Annotated in this window: 19 protein-coding genes and 2 pseudogenes; 7 read left to right on the top strand and 14 right to left on the bottom strand. The window is 63.3% G+C overall.

The genetic code is table 11. From position 1 onward, the window contains the following. Positions 1–18 precede the first annotated feature (18 nt). A pseudogene (locus CXY75_RS04900) lies at positions 19–156 on the top strand (CGNR zinc finger domain-containing protein); the annotation flags it as partial. Here CXY75_RS04900 and CXY75_RS04895 read toward each other — a convergent pair. Beyond that, positions 128–1,177: a helix-turn-helix transcriptional regulator gene (locus tag CXY75_RS04895; protein ID WP_104081715.1), complete on the bottom strand. Its 1,050-nt coding sequence runs from the start codon at positions 1,175–1,177 to the stop codon at positions 128–130. The pseudogene CXY75_RS04900 and the gene CXY75_RS04895 sit on opposite strands and share 29 nt — an antisense overlap. Before the next feature lie 149 nt (positions 1,178–1,326). On the opposite strand from CXY75_RS04895, the gene CXY75_RS04890 reads away from it, so the two are divergent. Beyond that, complete coding sequence (locus CXY75_RS04890; RefSeq protein ID WP_233201736.1) at positions 1,327–1,893, top strand: class I SAM-dependent methyltransferase; 567 nt, start codon at positions 1,327–1,329, stop codon at positions 1,891–1,893. A 108-nt stretch (positions 1,894–2,001) separates the two neighbouring features. Here the strand turns inward: CXY75_RS04890 and CXY75_RS04885 are convergent, their stop codons facing one another. Then, positions 2,002–2,982, bottom strand: a complete 981-nt coding sequence (locus CXY75_RS04885) for a pirin family protein (protein ID WP_104081714.1) — start codon at positions 2,980–2,982, stop codon at positions 2,002–2,004. A 113-nt stretch (positions 2,983–3,095) separates the two neighbouring features. On the opposite strand from CXY75_RS04885, the gene CXY75_RS04880 reads away from it, so the two are divergent. Further along, entirely contained in the window at positions 3,096–3,587 is a 492-nt protein-coding gene (locus tag CXY75_RS04880) for an FBP domain-containing protein (RefSeq protein ID WP_104081713.1), read from the top strand. Between the two features lie 116 nt (positions 3,588–3,703). Here CXY75_RS04880 and CXY75_RS04875 read toward each other — a convergent pair whose 3' ends face one another. After that, on the bottom strand, positions 3,704–4,147 hold the full coding sequence (locus tag CXY75_RS04875) for a VOC family protein (RefSeq protein WP_104081712.1): 444 nt from the start codon (positions 4,145–4,147) through the stop codon (positions 3,704–3,706). 264 nt (positions 4,148–4,411) lie between these two features. Between CXY75_RS04875 and CXY75_RS04870 the strand changes: the two genes are divergently transcribed. Further along, entirely contained in the window at positions 4,412–6,283 is a 1,872-nt protein-coding gene (locus CXY75_RS04870) for an FAD-binding monooxygenase (RefSeq protein WP_104081711.1), read from the top strand. A 71-nt stretch (positions 6,284–6,354) separates the two neighbouring features. On the opposite strand, the gene arfB is transcribed toward CXY75_RS04870, so the two are convergent. The 5 genes from arfB to CXY75_RS04845 are packed head-to-tail and all read right to left on the bottom strand — an operon-like array spanning position 6,355 to position 9,533. Further along, positions 6,355–6,777 carry an alternative ribosome rescue aminoacyl-tRNA hydrolase ArfB gene (gene arfB / locus CXY75_RS04865; protein WP_104081710.1) on the bottom strand — a complete coding sequence of 141 codons (423 nt, stop codon included), beginning with the start codon at positions 6,775–6,777 and terminating at the stop codon, positions 6,355–6,357. 23 nt (positions 6,778–6,800) lie between these two features. Continuing rightward, complete coding sequence (locus tag CXY75_RS04860) at positions 6,801–7,568, bottom strand: SCO1664 family protein (protein WP_104081709.1); 768 nt, start codon at positions 7,566–7,568, stop codon at positions 6,801–6,803. Then, entirely contained in the window at positions 7,568–8,104 is a 537-nt protein-coding gene (locus tag CXY75_RS04855; protein WP_104081708.1) for a DUF3090 domain-containing protein, read from the bottom strand. Before CXY75_RS04855 ends, CXY75_RS04860 begins: the two co-directional genes overlap by 1 nt. A 9-nt stretch (positions 8,105–8,113) precedes the next feature. Continuing rightward, positions 8,114–8,821: a histidine phosphatase family protein gene (locus CXY75_RS04850; protein WP_104081707.1), complete on the bottom strand. Its 708-nt coding sequence runs from the start codon at positions 8,819–8,821 to the stop codon at positions 8,114–8,116. A 40-nt stretch (positions 8,822–8,861) separates the two neighbouring features. Continuing rightward, complete coding sequence (locus CXY75_RS04845; RefSeq protein ID WP_104081751.1) at positions 8,862–9,533, bottom strand: bifunctional 2-polyprenyl-6-hydroxyphenol methylase/3-demethylubiquinol 3-O-methyltransferase UbiG; 672 nt, start codon at positions 9,531–9,533, stop codon at positions 8,862–8,864. A 218-nt stretch (positions 9,534–9,751) separates the two neighbouring features. Between CXY75_RS04845 and CXY75_RS04840 the strand changes: the two genes are divergently transcribed. Further along, the gene (locus CXY75_RS04840; RefSeq protein WP_158251125.1) at positions 9,752–12,205 is read left to right on the top strand and encodes a DEAD/DEAH box helicase; all 2,454 of its coding nucleotides are present in this window, start codon (positions 9,752–9,754) and stop codon (positions 12,203–12,205) included. Here CXY75_RS04840 and CXY75_RS04835 read toward each other — a convergent pair. The 6 genes and pseudogenes from CXY75_RS04835 to CXY75_RS04810 all read right to left on the bottom strand — a co-directional run bounded on the left by CXY75_RS04835 (position 12,196) and on the right by CXY75_RS04810 (position 17,540). Further along, the gene (locus CXY75_RS04835) at positions 12,196–12,450 is read right to left on the bottom strand and encodes a type II toxin-antitoxin system RelE/ParE family toxin (RefSeq protein WP_104081705.1); all 255 of its coding nucleotides are present in this window, start codon (positions 12,448–12,450) and stop codon (positions 12,196–12,198) included. The two genes, CXY75_RS04840 and CXY75_RS04835, sit on opposite strands and share 10 nt — an antisense overlap. Continuing rightward, positions 12,447–12,707, bottom strand: coding sequence for a type II toxin-antitoxin system Phd/YefM family antitoxin (locus CXY75_RS04830; protein ID WP_104081704.1), 261 nt, complete (start codon positions 12,705–12,707; stop codon positions 12,447–12,449). Before CXY75_RS04830 ends, CXY75_RS04835 begins: the two co-directional genes overlap by 4 nt. 57 nt (positions 12,708–12,764) lie before the next feature. Then, positions 12,765–13,685 (bottom strand): pseudouridine synthase, encoded by a 921-nt coding sequence (locus CXY75_RS04825; RefSeq protein ID WP_104081703.1) that lies wholly within the window; start codon positions 13,683–13,685, stop codon positions 12,765–12,767. Positions 13,686–14,062: 377 nt separating this feature from the next. Then, positions 14,063–14,550 (bottom strand): annotated as a pseudogene (locus CXY75_RS04820) (type I restriction enzyme endonuclease domain-containing protein); the annotation flags it as partial. Between the two features lie 204 nt (positions 14,551–14,754). Further along, positions 14,755–16,443, bottom strand: a complete 1,689-nt coding sequence (locus CXY75_RS04815) for a long-chain-fatty-acid--CoA ligase (RefSeq protein WP_104081702.1) — start codon at positions 16,441–16,443, stop codon at positions 14,755–14,757. 65 nt (positions 16,444–16,508) lie between these two features. Next, positions 16,509–17,540: an NADPH:quinone reductase gene (locus CXY75_RS04810; RefSeq protein WP_104081701.1), complete on the bottom strand. Its 1,032-nt coding sequence runs from the start codon at positions 17,538–17,540 to the stop codon at positions 16,509–16,511. Between the two features lie 369 nt (positions 17,541–17,909). Here CXY75_RS04810 and CXY75_RS04805 point away from each other — a divergent pair, with 369 nt between their 5' ends. Next, entirely contained in the window at positions 17,910–19,022 is a 1,113-nt protein-coding gene (locus CXY75_RS04805; protein WP_199182368.1) for a YeeE/YedE family protein, read from the top strand. A gap of 60 nt (positions 19,023–19,082) precedes the next feature. Next, on the top strand, positions 19,083–19,310 hold the full coding sequence (locus CXY75_RS20035) for a sulfurtransferase TusA family protein (RefSeq protein WP_104190802.1): 228 nt from the start codon (positions 19,083–19,085) through the stop codon (positions 19,308–19,310). Positions 19,311–19,457 lie beyond the last annotated feature (147 nt).

The following is a 19,457-nucleotide window of genomic DNA, read 5'->3' as shown; positions in this document are numbered from 1 at the left end:
GTCAAAGCGGATGCCTGCACCGGCCTGGTTCTCGACTTGTCCCGTGACGGGTCCAGGCGTTTCTGCAGCATGCGCTGCGGCAACCGCATCAACATGATCACCTTCCGCGAGCGCCAGGCCGCCGAAATTATGCCGATTCGGCCCGCACGCGAATAACGACGTTGCCAATCTTTTGCCCAGCCGCCACGTACGCATACGCCTCTCGGATCTGCTCGAGTGAAAAGGTGCGGTCGATCAGAGGCCGAAATTCGCCGGTCTCGACCAGCCCCTTCAGCAACAGCACGTCGTCTCGAGTGTCCTTCGGAAGGGGAAACAACACCCGCTTCCCACGCAGCAGCGGCGTCGTGAGCGCGAGAAGCGATTGCCTGCGGCGCGACACGGGGGCAGAGGTTTTCCGACCCCGTCCGGTTTCTGGAAGCCAAATGGTTATGCGTATCCCTTCGTCGGGAAGATGCAGCACTTCGTAGCGGCGGGCAATGGTGTCGCCGTCTGGGGTGCGTAGGTGCTTGAGCGAGGCTCGTCGGCGCTCGACGATGTGCTCGTCCCACCACTCCCCGAACAGGGGGCTCTGTTCGCGCAGCTCAGCGACAAGCGCCTGCAACGCGGTGTCGTGAAGGTTGTCGGCGTTGGCCGCGCGGAGATGGGCGACGGCTCCGCGCGCAACTTCCTCCCACTCGACGAAGATCTCGCGCGCCCGATCTTCAGTCATGAGGTAACGACACGTATTTCGCTCCCCCGACGGGAGATCGGCAAATCCGTCATAGAGCGCCAGGCCCTCAGGATTTGCCGCGACCATGTTGCTCAGCCGGTCGAGTGCGTAGGCGGGGTTCGGCCGGACGGCCTCGACCAGAGCCGCCATGCGTTGGTCGCGTATGAACTCATCTTTGCGCGCGCTCCGGGGCGATGAGGTGGCCGCGCGAAGACGGTAGAGATGCTCGCTGGCATCGACGCCTAGCTGGAGCGCGCGAGCGAGCGCATCTAGCACCGGGTCGCTGGGATGGGTTTCTCGTCCTTGCTCAAGGCGCGTGTAATAGTCGACGCTGATGCCCGACGCGGCAGCCACTTCTTCGCGGCGCAATCCAGCAACCCGGCGGCGGTTCGCACCGGTGTTCGTCTGAGGCTCCAGCTCGGCGTCGCTTCGCCGTGCCCGAAGGAATTCGCCAAGCTCATTGGGCATCAGTCGGTCTCCTCTGCACGCGCCAACAAGGGTGCGGCGCTCCTAGGAAGATTACGGCCGATCTCGCCGGCCTGGTCGCTCACGTCACCGCGACCGAGATCGGCACCGACGAGCTCGATCTGACCCGGGCGACGGCGAACGAGTGAGGCGTGACCACTATCGATTTTTTGCCTGCAAACATCCACGCTCTTGAATTCGACAACGCCACCTTCGACGTAGCCCACGCGCATCAAGTGCTGCAGCACGTCGCCGACCCCGTGCAAGCATTGCGCGAGATGGCGCGGGTGACCAAGCCTGGCGGCATCGTGGCTGTGCGCGACAGCGATTACGCCGGCTTCTGCTGGTGGCCGCAGATCCCGGCTCTCGATAGGTGGCTTGAGCTGTATCGCGCCGCCGCGCGAGCCAACGGTGGTGAGCCAGACGCTGGACGCCGCTTACTTTCGTGGGCTCACGCCGCTGGGCTCGAGGAAGTCACCGCTACCTCGAGCACCTGGTGCTACTCCACTCCCGCAGAACGAGCCTGGTGGGGAGGCATGTGGGCCGACCGCATTCTCAACTCGGCGATTGCAGGGCAACTCATCGAATCGAAACTAGCGACATCAGAAGATCTCCAGCAAATCAGCGACGCGTGGAAAGAGTGGGCTGCGAGCACAGACGGCTGGATCTCCATTCTCCACGGCGAACTGATCTACCGCGTGATCCATACCGCATACTGACCCGTTGCTGCACGAAACTTTGATTCCAAAAATCGTCATCGCGCGCACTGCGGGAGAACAACGGGTGGTCTTTACTGTGTCGGTCTCAGACTCCGCCGACCACCTGGACTAACTTCGGGGACGCAGGCGCACCGTGGGAAGCGGCGGTGCCGGGATCGGGGCGGGCTCCCCTGCGGGAAAGGTGCCAAAGCGCGGGTCGGTGATGTCGCCGTCGGCCGCACCGATCTCGACCTGCCAGTGGGTTCGGTAGGCGACGATTTCTTCGTGGCTGCGGCCGACGAAGTTCCACCACATTAGAATTTGTTCGCTCAGCGGTTCGCCGCCGATGAGCAGCATGCGCGCCGGCTCAGCGCCAGCGACTAGGGTGAGCGATGACCGACCGACCGGCGTATAGGCGAGGTGGTCCGTCGCCACGGGGGTGCTGTCCACGGTGAGCTTCCCCGCGTCGAGCAGCACGCCATGCTCAAACGACGGGTCGACCGCGATCGTGAGGTGGGCATCCGCTGTGAGTAAAATCTCGACGCCGAGCAGCGGGATGTGCGTGGTCACCGGCGACGTGCTTCCGCCGAGTGAGCCGAGGAACACCCGCATGGTCCAGCCGTCGCCGTGGAGCGGCTCGGGCCGGTAGTGCTCGAAGGTGGGCTCGATCTGACGCGCGTGCTCGGGCAGCGCGACCCACAATTGCGCACCGTGCAGAACCTCGGTGTCGGGGGTGGAGAACTCGGAGTGACTGATGCCGCGGCCGGCGGTCATGAGGTTCAGTTCGCCCGGCCGAACAATGGCTTGAAATCCCGCCGAGTCGCGATGTTCGATTTCTCCGGCGAACAACCAGCTGACGGTTTGCAATCCGGTGTGCGGATGCCGCGGCACGCTCATTCCGCCACGATCACTGACCCGGTCGGGACCATAGTGGTCGAGAAAACACCACGCCCCGATGAGGGAGCGCTGGCGCTGGGGCAGGGTGCGTCGCACGTTCATGGCCCGAAGACCGCCGAGGGGAACGTCCCGCGGTGCCAGGATCTCAACGTTGGCCTGGGTTCCTGTTGACTCGCAGATCTTTTCGACAGGATCCCGTTCGATATTGCTCACGGGGTCAGCTTAATCGCGTCCGATCGACGGGGCCACTGTGCGCGCGGCTGGACGGCGACCGCGAGCGTAGTCTGGACAGACCGCCTCACGCGCCCCGACAGACAAGGCTTCTCATGCTCCAACTCACTGAAACCGACATGCGGGCATCGTTCATCAATGCTTCGCACAGCGAACGCAAGGCCGTGACCTTACCGCCAAACCTGGCCACACTAGCCTGGGACAAGCTCGATTATCTCGGCTGGCGTGACCCCAAGATCCCGGGAATCGGTTACGTCATCGCGCGCCTCAATGACGAGCCGGTCGGGCTGCTGCTGCGCGAGCGCAAGGGAAAGATGGCGACCAGACCGCAGTGTTCATGGTGCAACGACGTGCAGCTGCCCAACGATGTGGCGTTCTTCAGCACCAAACGCGCCGGGCAGGCCGGCCGAAACGGCGACACCATCGGCATCCTGGCCTGCGCCAATTTCGAATGTTCCACGAACGTGCGCAAGCTCCCGTCGGTCGCCTACATCGGCTTCGATGTCGAGGCAGCACGCCTGCAGCGCATTGCAGCGTTGGGCGAGCACGTGCGCAACTTTTTCCAGGACGTGCGCGACGGAAGCTGAGCGCCGGCTGGCGCTTGAGGAGCACCGACGAGGAGCAGATTCAGGTTGGACATTCGGGTCGCGCACTACGACGGACTCTTCGTCGGTGAGGCGCTGCTGCTGACCGTGCTCAACGTTCAAGCGCCCGCCGGGTGCTCGGCTGAGTACGCCGCCGGCCCTTTTTCGGCGGCCACCGGATCCATCCAGAAGGCGCTGAACTCGTTGCCGTCGGGGTCTTGAAAGTCGCGCGCGTACATGAAACCGTAGTCCTGAGGCTCACGCGGCTCGGTCGCGCCGCCAGCGAGCGCCTTCTCGAGCATCGCGTCGACGTCTTCGCGGGAGTCCCGAGTGAACGCGGTCTGGGTCATTACCGCGGTACGGGGATCGGCGATCGGCTTGTCGGTGAAGGTGGCAAAGAAGTCCCGCGTGAGCACCATGAGGTAGAGGTGCTCCTCGATCACGATGCAGGCGGCGTTCTCGTCGGTGAAGGCCGGATTGACGGTCCAGCCGAGCCCGGTGAAGAATGCTTTTGAGCGTTCGAGGTCGCTCGTGGGGAGATTGACGAAAATGCGGGTAACCATGGTGACTCCTTTGTCTGTCGAGGGCGGCCCACAAGAATGCGGGCTTACCTCCATGCTTTCAAGAACAAGCGATGTGTCAAGGGCGAAGTTGATCACCGCAGGAGACCGCCATGAACGGATGATGCCAGCGCGCCTTGTGGATCACCTGATTTCATATATGATTCAGAATACGATAATAGAACAGCGCGTTCCATTATCGAACGATAGCTATATCGCCACACCGAGGAACCACACCAAGGAACCACACAGAGAAGTGAGGAAGCCGTGCAGTTTCACCACCACGGATACGTGTCCACCGATCCCCGCACCCAGGACGCGGCCGGAGCCGGTATCGACCGACCCGAGGAGCTCCCGGAAAACGTCGACGTTCTGATCGTGGGAACGGGCCCGGCCGGCATGATCACCGCCGCCCAGCTCGCTCAGTTTCCCGGCATCACCACGCGTATCGTCGAGCGCCGCGGTGGCCGCCTCCCGATCGGTCAGGCCGACGGCATCCAGGCTCGCAGCGTCGAGACCTTTCAGGCCTTCGGTTTCGCGGAGCGCATCATCGCCGAGGCCTACCGCATCACCGAGATGGCGTTCTGGAAGCCAGACCCCACCAACCCGGCGAACATCATCCGCACGGCGCGCGCCATCGATGATCCCACCGGCATCAGCGAGTTTCCGCACCTCATCGTCAACCAGGCACGCGTGTTGGACTACTTCGCCGAGGTGATGGCCAATTCGCCCACCCGCATGACGCCCGATTTCGGCTTTGACTTTCACAGCCTGACCAACAACAACGCGGGCGAGTACCCCGTCACAGTGAAGCTCGTGCACACCACCGGCGACCAGCAGGGCCAGGAGCGCATCGTGCACGCCAAGTACGTGGTCGGCGCCGACGGTGCCCACAGCGCCGTGCGCGATTCCATCGGCTGCACGATGGCCGGTGACTCGGCCTTCCACGCCTGGGGTGTCATGGACGTGCTCGCCGTCACCGACTTTCCCGACATTCGTACCAAGTGTGCGATCCAGTCCGGAACCGGCGGAAGTATCCTGCACATTCCACGCGAGGGCGGTTACCTGTTTCGCATGTACGTCGACCTTGGCGAAGTATCCCCCGATGATAATGGCGCCGTGCGTGAGACGACGATCGACGAGATCATCGTCAAGGCAAACGCTATTTTGCACCCCTACACACTCGATGTGAAAAACGTCGCCTGGCACAGCGTCTACGAGGTAGCCCACCGGCTCACCGACCGATTCGACGACCTGCGGCCGGAGGAAATCGGCATCCGCTCACCGCGAGTTTTCATTCTCGGTGATGCCTGCCACACGCACAGCGCCAAGGCCGGCCAGGGCATGAACGTCTCCATGCAAGACGGTTTCAACCTCGGCTGGAAGCTCGCCCACGTGCTCGACGGGCGCAGCCCCGACAACCTGCTCAACACCTACTCGGCCGAACGTCAGGTGATCGCCAAGAACCTGATCGACTTCGACAGGGAGTGGTCATCTCTCATGGCCGCTAAGCCGGAAGACCTCGCGGTGCCGCTCGAGGACTTCTACACGCAGACGGCGGAGTTTCCGGCCGGATTCATGACCCAATATCCGCCGTCGATGCTGATCGGCGAAGCCACCCACCAGGCGCTCGCGACCGGGTTCCCGATCGGTAAGCGCTTCAGGTCAGCCCCGGTCGTGCGCGTCGGCGACGCCAACCCGGTCGAGCTCGGCCACCACCACCGCGCCGACGGGCGCTGGCGCGTGTATGCGTTCGCCGACGCATCTGCTGAAATACTGGCCACATGGGCCGAGTGGATGCGTACCGCTGACGACTCGCCGATGCGCGCGCACACGCCCGCCGGGACTGACATCGACAGCGTCTTCGACGTGAAGGTGGTCTACCAGCAGGCGCACGCGGAGGTGGATCTGGGCCAGGTGTCCGAGGTGTTCCTGCCCAAAACCGGCCCATTCGGATTGATCGACTACGAAAAGGTATATGCCACAGACCTCGCGCACGACATCTTCGAGAAGCGCGGCATCAGCCGCGCCGGCGTCGTCGTCGTCGTGCGCCCCGACCAGTACGTTGCAAATGTGCTGCCGTTGACGGCGACCGCCGAGCTGGCCGCGTACTTTCAGCAGATGCTGCTCGTTCGGTAATCGACTCGGCACGAGGATGCCGCCCTGGACGCCAAGGTTTTCTCGGCGAGCGAATGCCGGTGGGCCGCCGCCTATTCGGCCGCGGGACGCTGGCGGTTCTGCTTCGTGGCTGAGCGCTGTTGTTTGACGGCGAGGTGCCGCCGGGCCGAACCGCGCGTGGGTTTGGTCGCGCGGCGCGCGGTCGGTTCCGCGGCCAGCCCGGCGGTCACCAGCTCGGCGAGCTTGCGCAGGGCAATCTCACGATTGCGCAGCTGGGAACGCTGCTCACTCGCGGCCATGGTGACCACCCCGGAAACGAGACGGTGACCGAGGCGGCTGAGCAGCAGCATCCGCTCGTCGTCGGACAGAACCGTCGACTCGGCGACGTTCCACGACAGTTCAACCCGGCTGTCGGAGGTGTTGACGTGCTGACCGCCGGGCCCCGACGACCGCGAAAACCGCCAGCCGAGTTCGCGCTCGGGAATGGTCAACGCGGGCGACACCTCAAGATCCATGTTCCCAGCGTTGCACAGATGGCTCAGAACAGGGGCCAGGGTACCGCGGGCATCTCGCCGCTCGGGGCTGGGAACTGAGCTTCGGCGCGCAACCGGTCGCAGCGCTCGGCGAGCGCAACGATTTCTTCCGGGCTGAGTAGGCCGGCTAGGTTCTCACCCAGCGTGCCATTCAAGTCAGCCTGCACCCGGTCGATGCCCTCGAGCTCGTCGTCGGTGAGCGCATCGCCTAGCCAGCCCCACAGCACGGTGCGCAGCTTGTGCTCGACATGAAAGGTGAGTCCGTGGTCGACTCCGTGTCGGTGACCATCGGGCATCGCGAGGATGTGGTCGCCCTTGCGATCGGCGTTGTTCACGACGATGTCGAAGACGGCCATGCGGCGAAGCGCGGCGCTGTCCTCGTGAATAAGGCTGACCATCCGTTCGTGCTCGTCTCGCCCGTCGAGAACGTGGCGCCAACCCGTCTCGGGCACAGCTTCCGCAAGAACGAGGTCGACGGCGCTTTGGGCTGGATCAGGCTCCTGCCAGAGCTGCACCATGCCCTCGCCCATCGGGCCATCGCGCAGCCAGGTGCGTGGCACGACGTTCCAGCCGAACACTTGCGAGACCAGGTAGGCAGACACCTCGCGGTTGGCGAGGTTTACGCCCGGAAAATCCCACAACGGATGCTCCCCCGCTACCGGTTTGTAGACCACCACCGCGCCGTCGATACTGCCGAGGAATGTGGCATTCGAGGCCGTCGTGATTCGTCCGGTGAGCGTCAACTCACCGTCGACCAGGTCGGGAATCAGCATCAGACCTCGGGGAGGGTGCAGGTGTGCCCGTCGGCGTCAATGGGGTAGCCGCAGAGGGAGCACATCGGCCTGCCGGCACCCACGATCTCGCGGGTGCGTTTCGCGAATGCGCGCGCGGTTCCGACGGGGATGCGTACGAGCAGCGCAGTGGCGGGTTCTACCGGTTCGACCGATTCGTCGTCGTCGATAATCGGGTAGGCCTCGATTACCACCTGAACCGTCGATGGATCCCAGCCCAGGCTCATCGTGCCGGTACGAAATTCTTCCGCGACGGGTTGCTCGAGCGGGTCATTGTCGACGAGCTCGATGGGTGTACCGGTTGGGATGCTAAACGGGTTGCCCGTGATGGTGATCAGCTGGTCGAGAATCTCGTCGATCTTCTCGGCGAGCAACGCCGACTGCTGTTTTTCTAACGCGATGCTGACAAGTCGCGCGCCGCTACGCACCTGCAGATAGAACGTGCGCGACCCGGGCAGGCCGATGGTTCCAATGACGACCCGGTCAGGCCAGACGAACTCATGAACGATTTGGGGCATGTGAATATTTTAGACGCGAGAGCTGCGCGGCGCCTGCGGCCCGGCCCCGCCACCAACTGGAGCATCATTCGAGAGGATGCTCTCGGCCAGCCACGCGAGGTCGCCGCCGTCGGTGTTCGTGGCGTGCACGCTCGGCCGGCCGGTGCCGTACCGAATGATCGAGACCGACGCTGGGCCGACAGTAATGCGCTGAAACAGGTCCAGGTGCATGCCCAGTGCGTCGGCCAGAATTGACTTGATAACGTCGCCATGGCTCACCGCCACCCACACGGCACCCGGCCCGTGTTCAGCTTCGAAGGCTGCGTCGTGCCGGCGAATCGCGGCCACCGCGCGAGCCTGCATCGCCGCCATCGATTCACCTCCGGGAAAAACGACGGCTGAGGGCTGGGTCTGTACAACCGACCACAGCTTTTCCTGTGCCAAATCATGCAGGTTTCGGCCCTGCCACTGCCCGTAATCGCACTCGGTCAGATCGACGTCTACCGGAGTGACCGGTGAACCGGTTTGATGATCGAGGATCAGCTTCGCGGTCTCTTGGCAGCGCTCAAGGGGGCTTGAAACCACTCCGACCAGGGGCACCACGGCCAGGCGCTCACCGGCCAGCGACGCTTGGTCACGTCCGATCTGATCGAGCGCGACGCCGGCGGTTCGTCCGGCCAACACCCCGGTAGCATTTGCGGTGGTGCGGCCGTGCCGCACGAGAATGACTGTAGCCATGTGTCTAGCCTAGGCATCCGTTTGGCCCGTGCCCGACCGATCAGCGCAGGCGCCTCGCCCGCAGGATGACGTCGTGGGTGTGATGCGCCCCGGAGCCGGTCGCCACATGGCGCGGCCGGGTTTCGTCAACCTCAACCTGCCAGCGCTCGTCCAACAGGGTAGCGACCTGGGCTGGGCTGACGTAGTCGTCGGCATTGAAACCGTGACCTTCGGCCTCCTCCTTTGTCGGTGCCGGGTGGTGCACGATCAACAGCACTCCCCCGGGGGCGACCGCCGCGAGCAGGGCGTGCTCGGCAACGTTTGCCTCGGTGCGCAGCAGCGCGGGGTACTGCGCGGAGACCAGATCAAAGGATGCCGGTGGCAAGGCTGCCTCGACCAGGCCGGTGTGCAGCCAGTTCACAGTGATTCCGCGAGCTGCGGCCTGAGCCGCTGCTCGGTCAAGTGCTACCCGCGACACGTCTAGCGCGGTGACGTGCCAGCCCTGTTCCGCCAGCCAGAAGGCATCCGCTCCCTCGCCGCAGCCGACGTCTAACACGCGCCCGGCGGCGAGATTCTGTACCTCAGCAACCAGGGCGCCGTTCGGTTCTCCGCTCCAGCGCTGCTCTCTGTCGGAGTAGAGGCCGTCCCAGAACTCCTGCACGGCGCCGGGATCGCTCGCGGCGTGACCAGTGGATGGTGCCGCCGCGTCGGCGTTTTCGTTCGCGTGTTCCATGGTGCAAGCATCTGTCTTTCGCCGGGGAACGACAAATGCTGGTGGTGGATAACTCCGACTCCTCGACCCGACAGGTGATCGCTCGGCCGCAGCCTCACACGCCCATGGACTATCCATTGCGGCGAGACGGGTCGCCGTGGGTGACGACGACCGACAACTCGAGATTTCGTCTCAGGAAGGTGGGTCCCACCGGGGTCCAGCTCGTGCACAATGTCAGTGTGAGTACCGACGACCTGAATGCCGATATTGCTGCGATAGAGCAACGCATGGCTGAACTTGAAACCCACTTGGCGCAATCGCGTCGCACCCTGCGGGATCTTGTCGCCCAGCGAACTGCCGAAACAGAAGATTCAAGCCGAATTGCCCCGCCGACCCCGATCGTGGACGATGCCACCGGAGATCTGCAACCCCGGCGTCAGGTCAACCGCAATTCGCCCCCGGCCGATAAAATCGCTCTCTTTCGAGCTCTATTCGCTGGTCGAACCGATGTTTATGCGAGCCGGTGGACCAGTAGCAAGACTGGCAAGAGCGGCTGGAGTCCGGTCGTTCGCGGCGGGTTCTACACGGATGCAGTCTCTAACAGGGACCTACTTCCAGTGTCCGACGAGGTGATTGCCAAACACCTTATGGGTAGCCACAGTGGTGGCGATGGCTTGCACGCGGGTCTCTATCCGATGCTGGACAATGACACCTGTCGACTACTCGTCTGCGATTTTGATGACGGATCTTGGAAAGCGGATGCCGCGGCCTATGCCGCCGCCTGCTCGCGTCACGGTGTCATCCCAGCTGTGGAGATCTCGCGTTCCGGCGACGGTGCCCACGTGTGGTTCTTCTTCGCTGAGCCCATCACCGCACAACTTGCACGAAGCCTCGGACTCGGTCTGCTGCGAGACGCCATGGCTCGCCAAAAAGGCATGAGCCTAAGCAGCTACGACCGACTCTTCCCGTCTCAGGATCTCCTCCCCATTCGATCGCCCGGGCGCATGCGGCTTGGAAATTTGATCGCGCTCCCGCTACAAGGGGCATGCCGTCGACGGGGCACGACGGTTTTCGTCGACGCGGAGACATGGGTGGCCTTCGGCGATCAGTTTGCCTTTCTCTCGGGAATCGTGCCCCTCTCCACCAACGAGATTGAAACTGCCGCCAGCACTCTACGTCCCGTCAGAACGGGGCCCGTCGCTTCACAGTCTGTCCTTCAACAGCGCCCCGCCACCGGCGACCCAAGCATCGACCGCGGAGAGAGGAAGGTCATCGATGCAATGCCATCCACTGTAGCAATCACCCTCAGCTCCGTGATCTCAATTCCAACTATCGGTCTCCCATCAGGACTCACCGCCGATCTGAAGCATGCGGCATCTCTGGCAAACCCTGAATTTTATCGTCGCCAAGCACAACGATTCAGTACCTTTGGGACGCCACGTTTTGTCTACTGCTTCGAACACGATGAAACGACGCTTCGACTCCCGCGCGGACTCCTCGATTCAGTCAAGCGCATAATGAAGTCCGCCGGAATCAAGATTGAGTTGAGCTCCGAACTTCCCGCGGCACAGCCGATCAACCTCGCATTTCGTGGCGAGCTGACTCCCGCTCAAATCGAAGCTGTTGGTGTAATGAAACAGCACGACACCGGCGTTTTGGTTGCCCCGCCGGGCTCCGGAAAAACCGTCATCGCATGCGCACTGATCGCAGATCTGGCGGTGCCGACAGCCATTATCGTCAATCGTGCGGAACTCGTCGAACAGTGGCGTGATCGTCTCACTGAATTCTTGGAAATAGATGCCACGAAAATAGGGCAACTGGGCGGTGGCCGTCGCAAAAGAACTCAAATCGTCGACATCGTGATGCTGCAAAGCATCGCGCATCGAGCGGCTGATCCAACGGTACTCAATGGCTACGGTCTCATCGTTGTCGACGAATGCCATGCCTTGGGCGCTGCGGCTACCGAAGCTGCGGTGCGTCAGATTGCGGTAAGGCGATGGATCGGCCTAACAGCCACGCCGTACCGCGCCGACCAAATGGATGACATCATCACCATGCAATGCGGTCCGATTCGACACACAATTGACGACAGCGAGCCCTTCGCGAAGGAACTCATCGTGCATGAAACTGCGTTCGAGGCCGCCAAGAGTAGCAGCGATGAAATCCAAGCGATTTATACCGAACTGGCATCCGATGTCGATCGCAACCAACTCATCGCAGGGGACGTCCTGAGCGCTTATGGGAAAGGCCGGAATAGCCTTGTGCTGTCAACTCGCGTAGAGCATGTTGAACAACTGGCCGAATTGCTCCGATCGGCGGCGGCAACCGTCTTCGTGCTTCATGGAAAGCTGCCGACCAAAGATCGTCGGCGCATTCGCGCCGAGCTCGATGCCCGTTCTCCTGCTGACCCGTTCGTTCTCGTGGCAATCGACAGGATCGCTGGCGAGGGGTTCGACCTGCCCAGTCTCGACACACTCTTTCTCGCCGTTCCGATGGCATTCAAAGGCCGTATTGTGCAGCAGATCGGACGCATCTCACGCGCCTCACGGACGACTGGCGTGACCGGTGAGCCATCGGCGTCACAAGTCCACGATTACTGGGATGCTCAGGTTCCTGTCTTCGATCGGATGTTTCGCAAGCGCCAACGCGTACTGTCGAAACTGGGCTTCGCGGTGGCCGCGCGTCAGCGGTAGATCTCGCGTCGATGGCCAGCGTCAACCACGACAACGACGAGCGCGTCGTCATCGATTCGGTACAGAACTCGGTAGTCCCCGGTGCGGACGCGCCACTCCGCACGGGCTACCAAACGTTTGGCGGCCGGTGGCCGCGGATCCTCGGCCAGAAGCTCGATCACAGCCTGGATACGCCGCTTCGCCTCGGGTGGGAGCTTTCGAATCGCACGAACGGCCGAGGGTAGAATTTCGACCCGATAGGTCATGCCAGGCCGAGATCTCGCTTAACGTCATCCCACGGCACGGGTATCTCGCCGAGACGTTCGGATTCGGCCCACGCTTCATCAACCGCGCGAATGTCGGCCAGTTCTTCGGCGCTCTCGAGGAGTGCACGCAGCTGGCCCGCGTCGATAATGGCCGCGACCGGGCGGTCGCGTCGGGTCAGGTAGACCGGCTCCCGCTGCGCGTCATCCACGAGCGCACTTAATTTGCTTCGGGCTTCCGTGATCGTCACTTCACTCATACGTCAATGATCGTCGAAATCATCGTGAATGTACATAGTCGACGATAATGGCGCTGCTCAGGCGACTTCGCTGCGCAGTGGGAGCGTGCGCACGCTGACAAACTGGCGCGCTCCCCCGTCGATCGGGTCGGTGAAGCGCACCTCGTTCGCGAGCAGCTGCAGGGGGCGGGTGAAATCGTCGATCGCAATATCTCGCACGACCGGGTAGATCGAGTCGTCACTGATCGGAATTCCAAGGCCAAGCATGTGGAGGCGCAGTTGGTGGGTGCGTCCGGTGCGGGGCGTCAGTCGATAGCTGCCCAGGCCGTCGATCACCGAGTCAAGTTCGATCAACGACTCGGCGTTTGCGGGCGCATCGGGCACCACCTCGGCCTGCCACTGACCGCGGCTGGTCGTGAGGTGGTTGCGTACCGTCACGGGCAGGTCGAGGTCCGGTCGCAGCGGCGCCAGCGCCCGGTAGGTCTTTTCGATCTCTTGGCGTTGGAACAGCGATTGATACGCCCCGCGCCACCGTCGTTCGGTCGCCAGTATCAGCAGCCCCGACGTCGCCCGGTCCAGCCGGTGCAGCGGCGAGAGCTCGGGCAGCTCCAACTCGGCGCGCAGGCGCACCACCACGCTCTGCACGACGTGGCGCCCGCGGGGAATGGTCGAGAGAAAAGCTGGCTTGTCGATCACCACGATGCGATCGTCACGATAAATCACGTGGATGGGCCCCGGAACGACGGTCTCCTCGGCCAGATCGCGATGGAACCAGACAAAGGTGGTGGGCCGGTACGCGTCGAGGCCGGTGACCGCGGCGCCCGACTCGTAGACAAACCGCTCCCGGGCTAGAAACCCGGCTACATCCACAAACTCAGACAAGCGCTCGTCGAGCCAGGCGCCCATGGTCTCCCAGAGCGGATGCTGCGCCCGTTCCGGCGTGCAGACCCACGCGGCCTCGAGGCCGTGACGTTGTGGAAGTGGCGAGCGCGGGGGCATCCACTGATCGTACGTCGCCCCGCCCTCTGGCGATCACGCACCGATCGAAAGTGGGCGGGGCTTCGTGATTTTCCGTTGGCTTCACCGGAACAATCCACTAGCGTTCCTCGTGAGACCTCCAAAATCCGAGTACCGGATCTCGAACGGTCATCGGGCGACAGGCTTTCGGCCTCGTCCGACTCTCGGCAGATACCTTCGGCGAAACACTCTCCGCGCCTGATCGAATTCCTCGTCCCGCGCCACTCGCGGCCGCGGTGCCCTCTCCTCCAACGAAACATTGAACAGCCATGACTTATGAGATTTCTTCCCCCTTGACCACCGAGCCACCACCGAAAATCGACAGAACGACCACCCGCCGCTGGTGCAACGCCGACTTTCTAGGCACGCGCCTCCGCAAACCACAGCGCCATCGACTCCATTTGCTCCATTGCCAGTTTGATTGCGGCCGGCTGCTGGTCGGGCGGGTAGCCGTGCAACACGAGCAGCCGCTTGATCGACCAGCGCAGCTTGGCGCACACGTCGTCGCGCACGGTCCAGTCGGTGCGCACGTCACGCCGCATCACCTGCACCAGCCCCGGGCGATGTCGGCCAGCTTGCCCACGCCCTGCAGATCCACCGCGGACTCGTTTTGCGCCACCGCGTCGTAGAACGCCAGCTCGTCATTGGTCAGCGCTGGCTTGAAGTGCGAGCCACGCTGCGACTCGGCAGCGGCCTCGCGCGACATCTCGACGAGCGCTGCAATCACCTCCGCCGAGGTCAGCTGAACGAACTCCGGGGTCAGATCACTCAGCGACGACTTAGGCATGCCGGCCGCTTCGTAAATGTCGAGAACATCACCCCACGACGGGGCATACGCGGGAACCGTGCCACTCAGCTCCGGCCCGTCGGCCATCGTCGTCAGCGCCGACGAAAACTGGACCCTGCTCGCCGAATAGAGGCGCCGCGTTCTCGTGGCACGTGTTTGAGGAGTTGGCACTGGTTTGAACACGGGCGGGCTTCTCACACACGTGCCGCGACGTGCCCGGCGATTAGTCGGCGCTAATCTGCAGGCGAAACCGAGCGCGCTTTTTCACAGCAGCGGCAAAACCTGCTCCCGAACCTGCTTGCGCAAAACCTTGCCGAGCATCGAGCGCGGCGTGTTCTCGATTTGCACGACTCGCCGCGGAATCTTGTAGGCCGCGAGGTGTTCCCGGCAGTGCGCCCGCAAGGCATCCTCATCAAGGGTGGCACCCGGCTTGAGCTCGATCGCGGCGACGACCATCTCCCCACCCCGCTCGAGCGGCCGGCCGAACACGGCAGCGTCGCTGACGCTTGGGTGCAGCCGTAAAACGGCCTCCACTTCGGAGGGCGAGACGTTGAAGCCGCCGGTGATGATGAGCTCCTTAGCGCGGTCGACGATCGTGGTGAAGCCATCCTCATCCACGGTCACGATATCGCCGGTGCGCAGCCAACCATTGGGCAGGAGAGTCTTCGCGGTCTCCTCCGGGTTGTTCCAATACCCCTGAAAAACCTGCGGCCCCTTCAGTAGCAGCTCACCGGGCTGCCCCACAGGCACCTCAGTGTTCGGGTCATCCAGATCGACCACCTTCATCAGAGTCGACGGGAACGGCACACCGATCGTGCCCGTGCGTCGGCTGGCATGAAACGGATTGCCGAGGGCGACCGGAGAGGACTCGGTCATGCCATATCCCTCCACCAGAAGCCCGCCCGACACCGACTCCCAGAGCTCTACGACGTGATCGGGTAGATTCATGGCGCCCGAAATGCAGTACTTGCACGACCGCAGCGAGATCCCCTTTTCCTTTGCGGCGAGCGCCGTGCGCTCGTAGATCGGCGGCACCGCGCAGTAGACCGTGGCGGGCGACTTCTTCATGGCGGCGAGAATCAGACCGGGCTCGAACTTTGGGAACAGCACGAGTAGCCCCTGCTTGCGGATGCCGTAGGTCAGGTAGAGGGTCATTCCGAACGCGTGGAACATCGGCAGGATGGCGTAGAAGATTTCTTTGCGATACTCCGCGCCGTGCATCCACGCCTCACCCTGCAGGGCATTGGAATACAGGTTGAAATGCGTGAGCATGACCCCCTTTGGCGTGCCAGTGGTGCCCGAGGTGTACTGGATGGCGGCCAGGTCATCGACCGAGGGGCGCGGATGCTCCGAATCAATTACGCCGTGACCGAGCAGGTCTTTCCACGACATCGTTCCCGGCGCCGGGCCGGACAGCGCCGCGCGTGACTCACGCAGGCTCTTCACCGGCAGGTGTAGGGCTAGGCGTTTCAGGGCGGGAAACTCCGTGAGGAGATTGACCGAGACGACATGGTCTATCTCGATGTCGGCCGGGAACTCACGCACGGCGGCCGTCGCCTTGTCCCACGCGATGACGACGCGGGCCTGGTGATCTTCGAACTGGTGGCGTAGTTCTCTGGTGGTATAGAGCGGGTTGTGCTCCACCACCACCGCGCCGAGGCGCAGCACCGCGTAGAACGCGACGACGTGCTGAGGGCAGTTCGGCAAGATCAGCGCCACCCGATCGCCAGCTCGCACCCCGAGGTGACGCAATCCCTCCGCTGCCCGGTCGATCTGGTCGCCGAGCTCGGTGTAGGTCGTTCGACGCCCAAAGAACTCCATCGCGGGGTGCGCGCCGGCCTCGGCCACTGACCGCTCGAGCATCGCCACGAGGGACTCCGTGGGGAGTTCAATCTCGGCGGGAACGCCCGGTTGGTAGTTCTTGACCCACTGCTGGTGTTCATTGTTTGCCATGACCCCATCCTCCCGTGATTTCAAGCTGAACGGCGCGTGACCAGCGGATGCCGCAACACCCGTGATCAGGCAGCCGCCACGTCGATGAGCACCTTGCCGGTGACACCACTTTCGACCAGGGCATGCGCATCCGCTGTGTGCGCGAGGTCAAAGCGGTGCAGCGGCAGTCCCGCATCCGCTCCCACGTCGAGCGCGCCGTCACTGAGTGCGGCATTGATGCCGGCGGCGGCCTGCTGCACCACCTCGGCGCCGACCGTATAGAGCAGCACAAACTGGTAGCGCACGTTGAGGCTGAAGTGTTTGCGCACGTCGAGCGTCACCAGGTCACCGCCATTATTGGCGTAGACCGCGATCGAGCCCCGGTTACGAATAACGGCGAGGTCGAGGGTGGAATTCTGGGCCGGGGCGACCTCCACGATCAGGTCAACACCGTCGGGCGCGATACTGCGAATCTGGGTGACCACGTCGGAATCGGTATAGGTGAGCACATGGTGCGCGCCGGCGGCGGCAGCGAGCGCCGCCTTGGCCGGCCCGCTCACCGTCGTGATCACTATGGCGCCAGCCCACCGCGCCAGCTGAATGGCGGCATGTCCGACGGCTCCAGCGCCGCCGGCCACGAGCACAGTCTTGCCAGCCAGGGCTCCCGGCAACAGCGAGCGTGGGCCGTCCTCGGCCACCGTCAGAGCGCGATACGCCGTGACGGCCGGAACTCCCAGGCTTGCGCCCTGGTCGAAACTCGTCTCGGGTGGCAAGGCGAACACGCGCTCCGCCGGCAGTACCGCGTACTCCTGTGCGGTGCCGCCATCGGCACGCTGGTACGCGGCGAGCGCGAGCCACACCCGGTCGCCAACGACGACGGTTTTGACGTCGTCACCGATCGCATCCACTATGCCAGCGCCGTCTTGATTGGGTACGACGTCGGCGAATGCCAGCGTTTCTCCCGGCACCGTGCCGCGACGCGACTTCCAATCGGTGGGGTTGACCCCGCTCACCACGATGCGCACCCGCACCTCCCCCGCACCCGGTTCACGCATCGGGCGATCGACTAGTTGGAGCACGGACGGGTCACCGGTCTGGCTATACACAATGGTCTTCATGCAAGACACAACGCATTCTGCGGCAAAATGTTTCCATCCGCCGAACGCCAGTCGATACCCCACGGCTACGCGCAAAAGCGAGCATGGTGGCGCCGGTGAATGCGGCTGTCGATTCAGAAATGTGGTTGGACCTAGCTGACGCGGCGAGACAGCGCGATTTTTGGCGGATAGAAAAGCTCCCGTGACCGCCACAACGAATCGCTTTCACGAGTTCATGACCTCGATGCGTAGCGCTCAACCGTGAAGCAGTCAAATGTGTCGTCTCACAGGGTCACCCGGCGACTTCTGCGGCGCTGATCCGACGACGAGTCGTAGCGTCAATGGTGCCTTCACGTCTTTAACGAAGGCTGAAATGAACGGGGATACGACATGCTTCTCACTGGTTTGGGCCTGGGTATTGCCCTCGGCTTCGCGATGCAACGCGGTCGTTTCTGCGTCACCGGCGCATTCCGTGATCTCTGGGTCACCGGCAACACCCGCTGGATCACGGCGTTTCTGATCGTGATCGCCGTGCAGAGCGTCGGGGTCTTCACCCTGGATGCAGTCGGCGTCATCTCGTTGTCGTCCAGCGCTTTTCCTTGGCTCGCCACGGTTCTTGGAGCCTTCCTCTTTGGCTTCGCCATCGTGCTCGCCGGTGGCTGCGCCACGGGTACCTACTATCGCGCCGGTGAGGGTCTGGTGGGCAGCTGGCTGGCGCTCATCTTCTACGCGCTGTTCTCCGCGATCTCAAAGACCGGCGTGCTGGCTACGGGAGTCTCCGGCCTGCGCAGCGTAACGGTAGAGGCCGCAACCGTGCACGGACTGTTTGGCGTCTCGCCCTGGCTCCTGATCGCTGTGTTGGCCAGTGCGGTTGGTTTGCTGGTCCGGCATCACCTGCGCAAACGCCCAGGAGCTCGCCTAGCCACCTTGCCGCCCCGTAAACGCGGCATCGCCCATCTTCTCTTCGAGAAGCAGTGGGGCGCGTTCACGACCGCGCTCGTGATTGCCGCGCTGGCTATTTTGGCCTGGCCGTTGAGCTGGGCCACCGGCCGCGAAGCGGGTCTTGGAATCACCGGTCCGTCGTCAAACATCGTCAACTATCTGGTGAGCGGCGACGCCGAGGTCATCGACTGGGGTGTTTATCTGGTGATCGGAATCCTGACCGGAGCCTTCATCGCCGCCAAGGGCAGCGGAGAATTCCGCATTCGAATTCCGGATGCCATCACCACCGTTCGCAGCATCGCCGGCGGTGCCCTCATGGGTATCGGCGCCAGCCTGGCCGGCGGTTGCACCATCGGCAACGCCATGGTCAACACGGCTTCCTTTGAGCTGCAGGGCTGGGTGGCTTTCGGCTTTATGATCCTCGGCACCGGCGCCGCCACCCGGCTCTTCATCACCGGGCCGTCCAAGGCCCGTTCCGCCCGCAATGCCGCAGCGGCGGGCTCGCCCAGCCAGGCGACGGCGCCCGGTCCCAGCGCCGCCCGGGCATCCGTTCGCCGCTAGCATCCGTCGCCTCGCGCCACGTTCCCATCAACAATTTACCGCAAAACAAGGAGATTCCCCATGGCAGTACACGTACTTGAAACCGACGGTCAAGTTTGCCCGTTCCCCATCGTTGAGGCCAAAGAAGCCATTGCTCTGCTCGATCTGGGCGATGAGTTGGTCATCAACTTCGACTGCACCCAAGCGACGGATGCCCTGCCACGCTGGGCCGCGGAGGAAGGCTACCCGGTCACCAATTTTGATCGCGTCGGCGACGCTGCCTGGACCATCACCGTTCAGAAGGCTTAGGCGTCGCTGCAGCCTGGTCAGCCGGCTCAGGCTGACCGGGCTGGCGCGAGCAGTGGATGCTCTGGGTAGGTCAGTTAGTGCCACGCTCCGGCCCCGACTACGTCGGTGGCACAGCGTAACGTTGTTCGAGCGGATGTCACCGTCGAC

Origin of the sequence: Cryobacterium sp. Y11, assembly GCF_002929535.1 — a bacterium.
In the GTDB taxonomy this organism is placed as follows: domain Bacteria; phylum Actinomycetota; class Actinomycetes; order Actinomycetales; family Microbacteriaceae; genus Cryobacterium.
Note: the sequence above shows the minus strand (reverse complement) of the source record. Positions and strands in the feature narration are given on the sequence as shown.

Coding starts and splice junctions, on each gene's coding strand:
- CXY75_RS04895 (WP_104081715.1), bottom strand. CDS start 1,177: ATGCCCAATGAGCTTGGCGAATTCCTTCGGGCACGGCGAAGCGACGCC.
- CXY75_RS04880 (WP_104081713.1), top strand. CDS start 3,096: ATGCTCCAACTCACTGAAACCGACATGCGGGCATCGTTCATCAATGCT.
- CXY75_RS04875 (WP_104081712.1), bottom strand. CDS start 4,147: ATGGTTACCCGCATTTTCGTCAATCTCCCCACGAGCGACCTCGAACGC.
- arfB (WP_104081710.1), bottom strand. CDS start 6,777: ATGGATCTTGAGGTGTCGCCCGCGTTGACCATTCCCGAGCGCGAACTC.
- CXY75_RS04860 (WP_104081709.1), bottom strand. CDS start 7,568: ATGCTGATTCCCGACCTGGTCGACGGTGAGTTGACGCTCACCGGACGA.
- CXY75_RS04855 (WP_104081708.1), bottom strand. CDS start 8,104: ATGCCCCAAATCGTTCATGAGTTCGTCTGGCCTGACCGGGTCGTCATT.
- CXY75_RS04850 (WP_104081707.1), bottom strand. CDS start 8,821: ATGGCTACAGTCATTCTCGTGCGGCACGGCCGCACCACCGCAAATGCT.
- CXY75_RS04845 (WP_104081751.1), bottom strand. CDS start 9,533: ATGGAACACGCGAACGAAAACGCCGACGCGGCGGCACCATCCACTGGT.
- CXY75_RS04835 (WP_104081705.1), bottom strand. CDS start 12,450: ATGACCTATCGGGTCGAAATTCTACCCTCGGCCGTTCGTGCGATTCGA.
- CXY75_RS04830 (WP_104081704.1), bottom strand. CDS start 12,707: ATGAGTGAAGTGACGATCACGGAAGCCCGAAGCAAATTAAGTGCGCTC.
- CXY75_RS04825 (WP_104081703.1), bottom strand. CDS start 13,685: ATGCCCCCGCGCTCGCCACTTCCACAACGTCACGGCCTCGAGGCCGCG.
- CXY75_RS04815 (WP_104081702.1), bottom strand. CDS start 16,443: ATGGCAAACAATGAACACCAGCAGTGGGTCAAGAACTACCAACCGGGC.
- CXY75_RS04810 (WP_104081701.1), bottom strand. CDS start 17,540: ATGAAGACCATTGTGTATAGCCAGACCGGTGACCCGTCCGTGCTCCAA.
- CXY75_RS04805 (WP_199182368.1), top strand. CDS start 17,910: ATGCTTCTCACTGGTTTGGGCCTGGGTATTGCCCTCGGCTTCGCGATG.
- CXY75_RS20035 (WP_104190802.1), top strand. CDS start 19,083: ATGGCAGTACACGTACTTGAAACCGACGGTCAAGTTTGCCCGTTCCCC.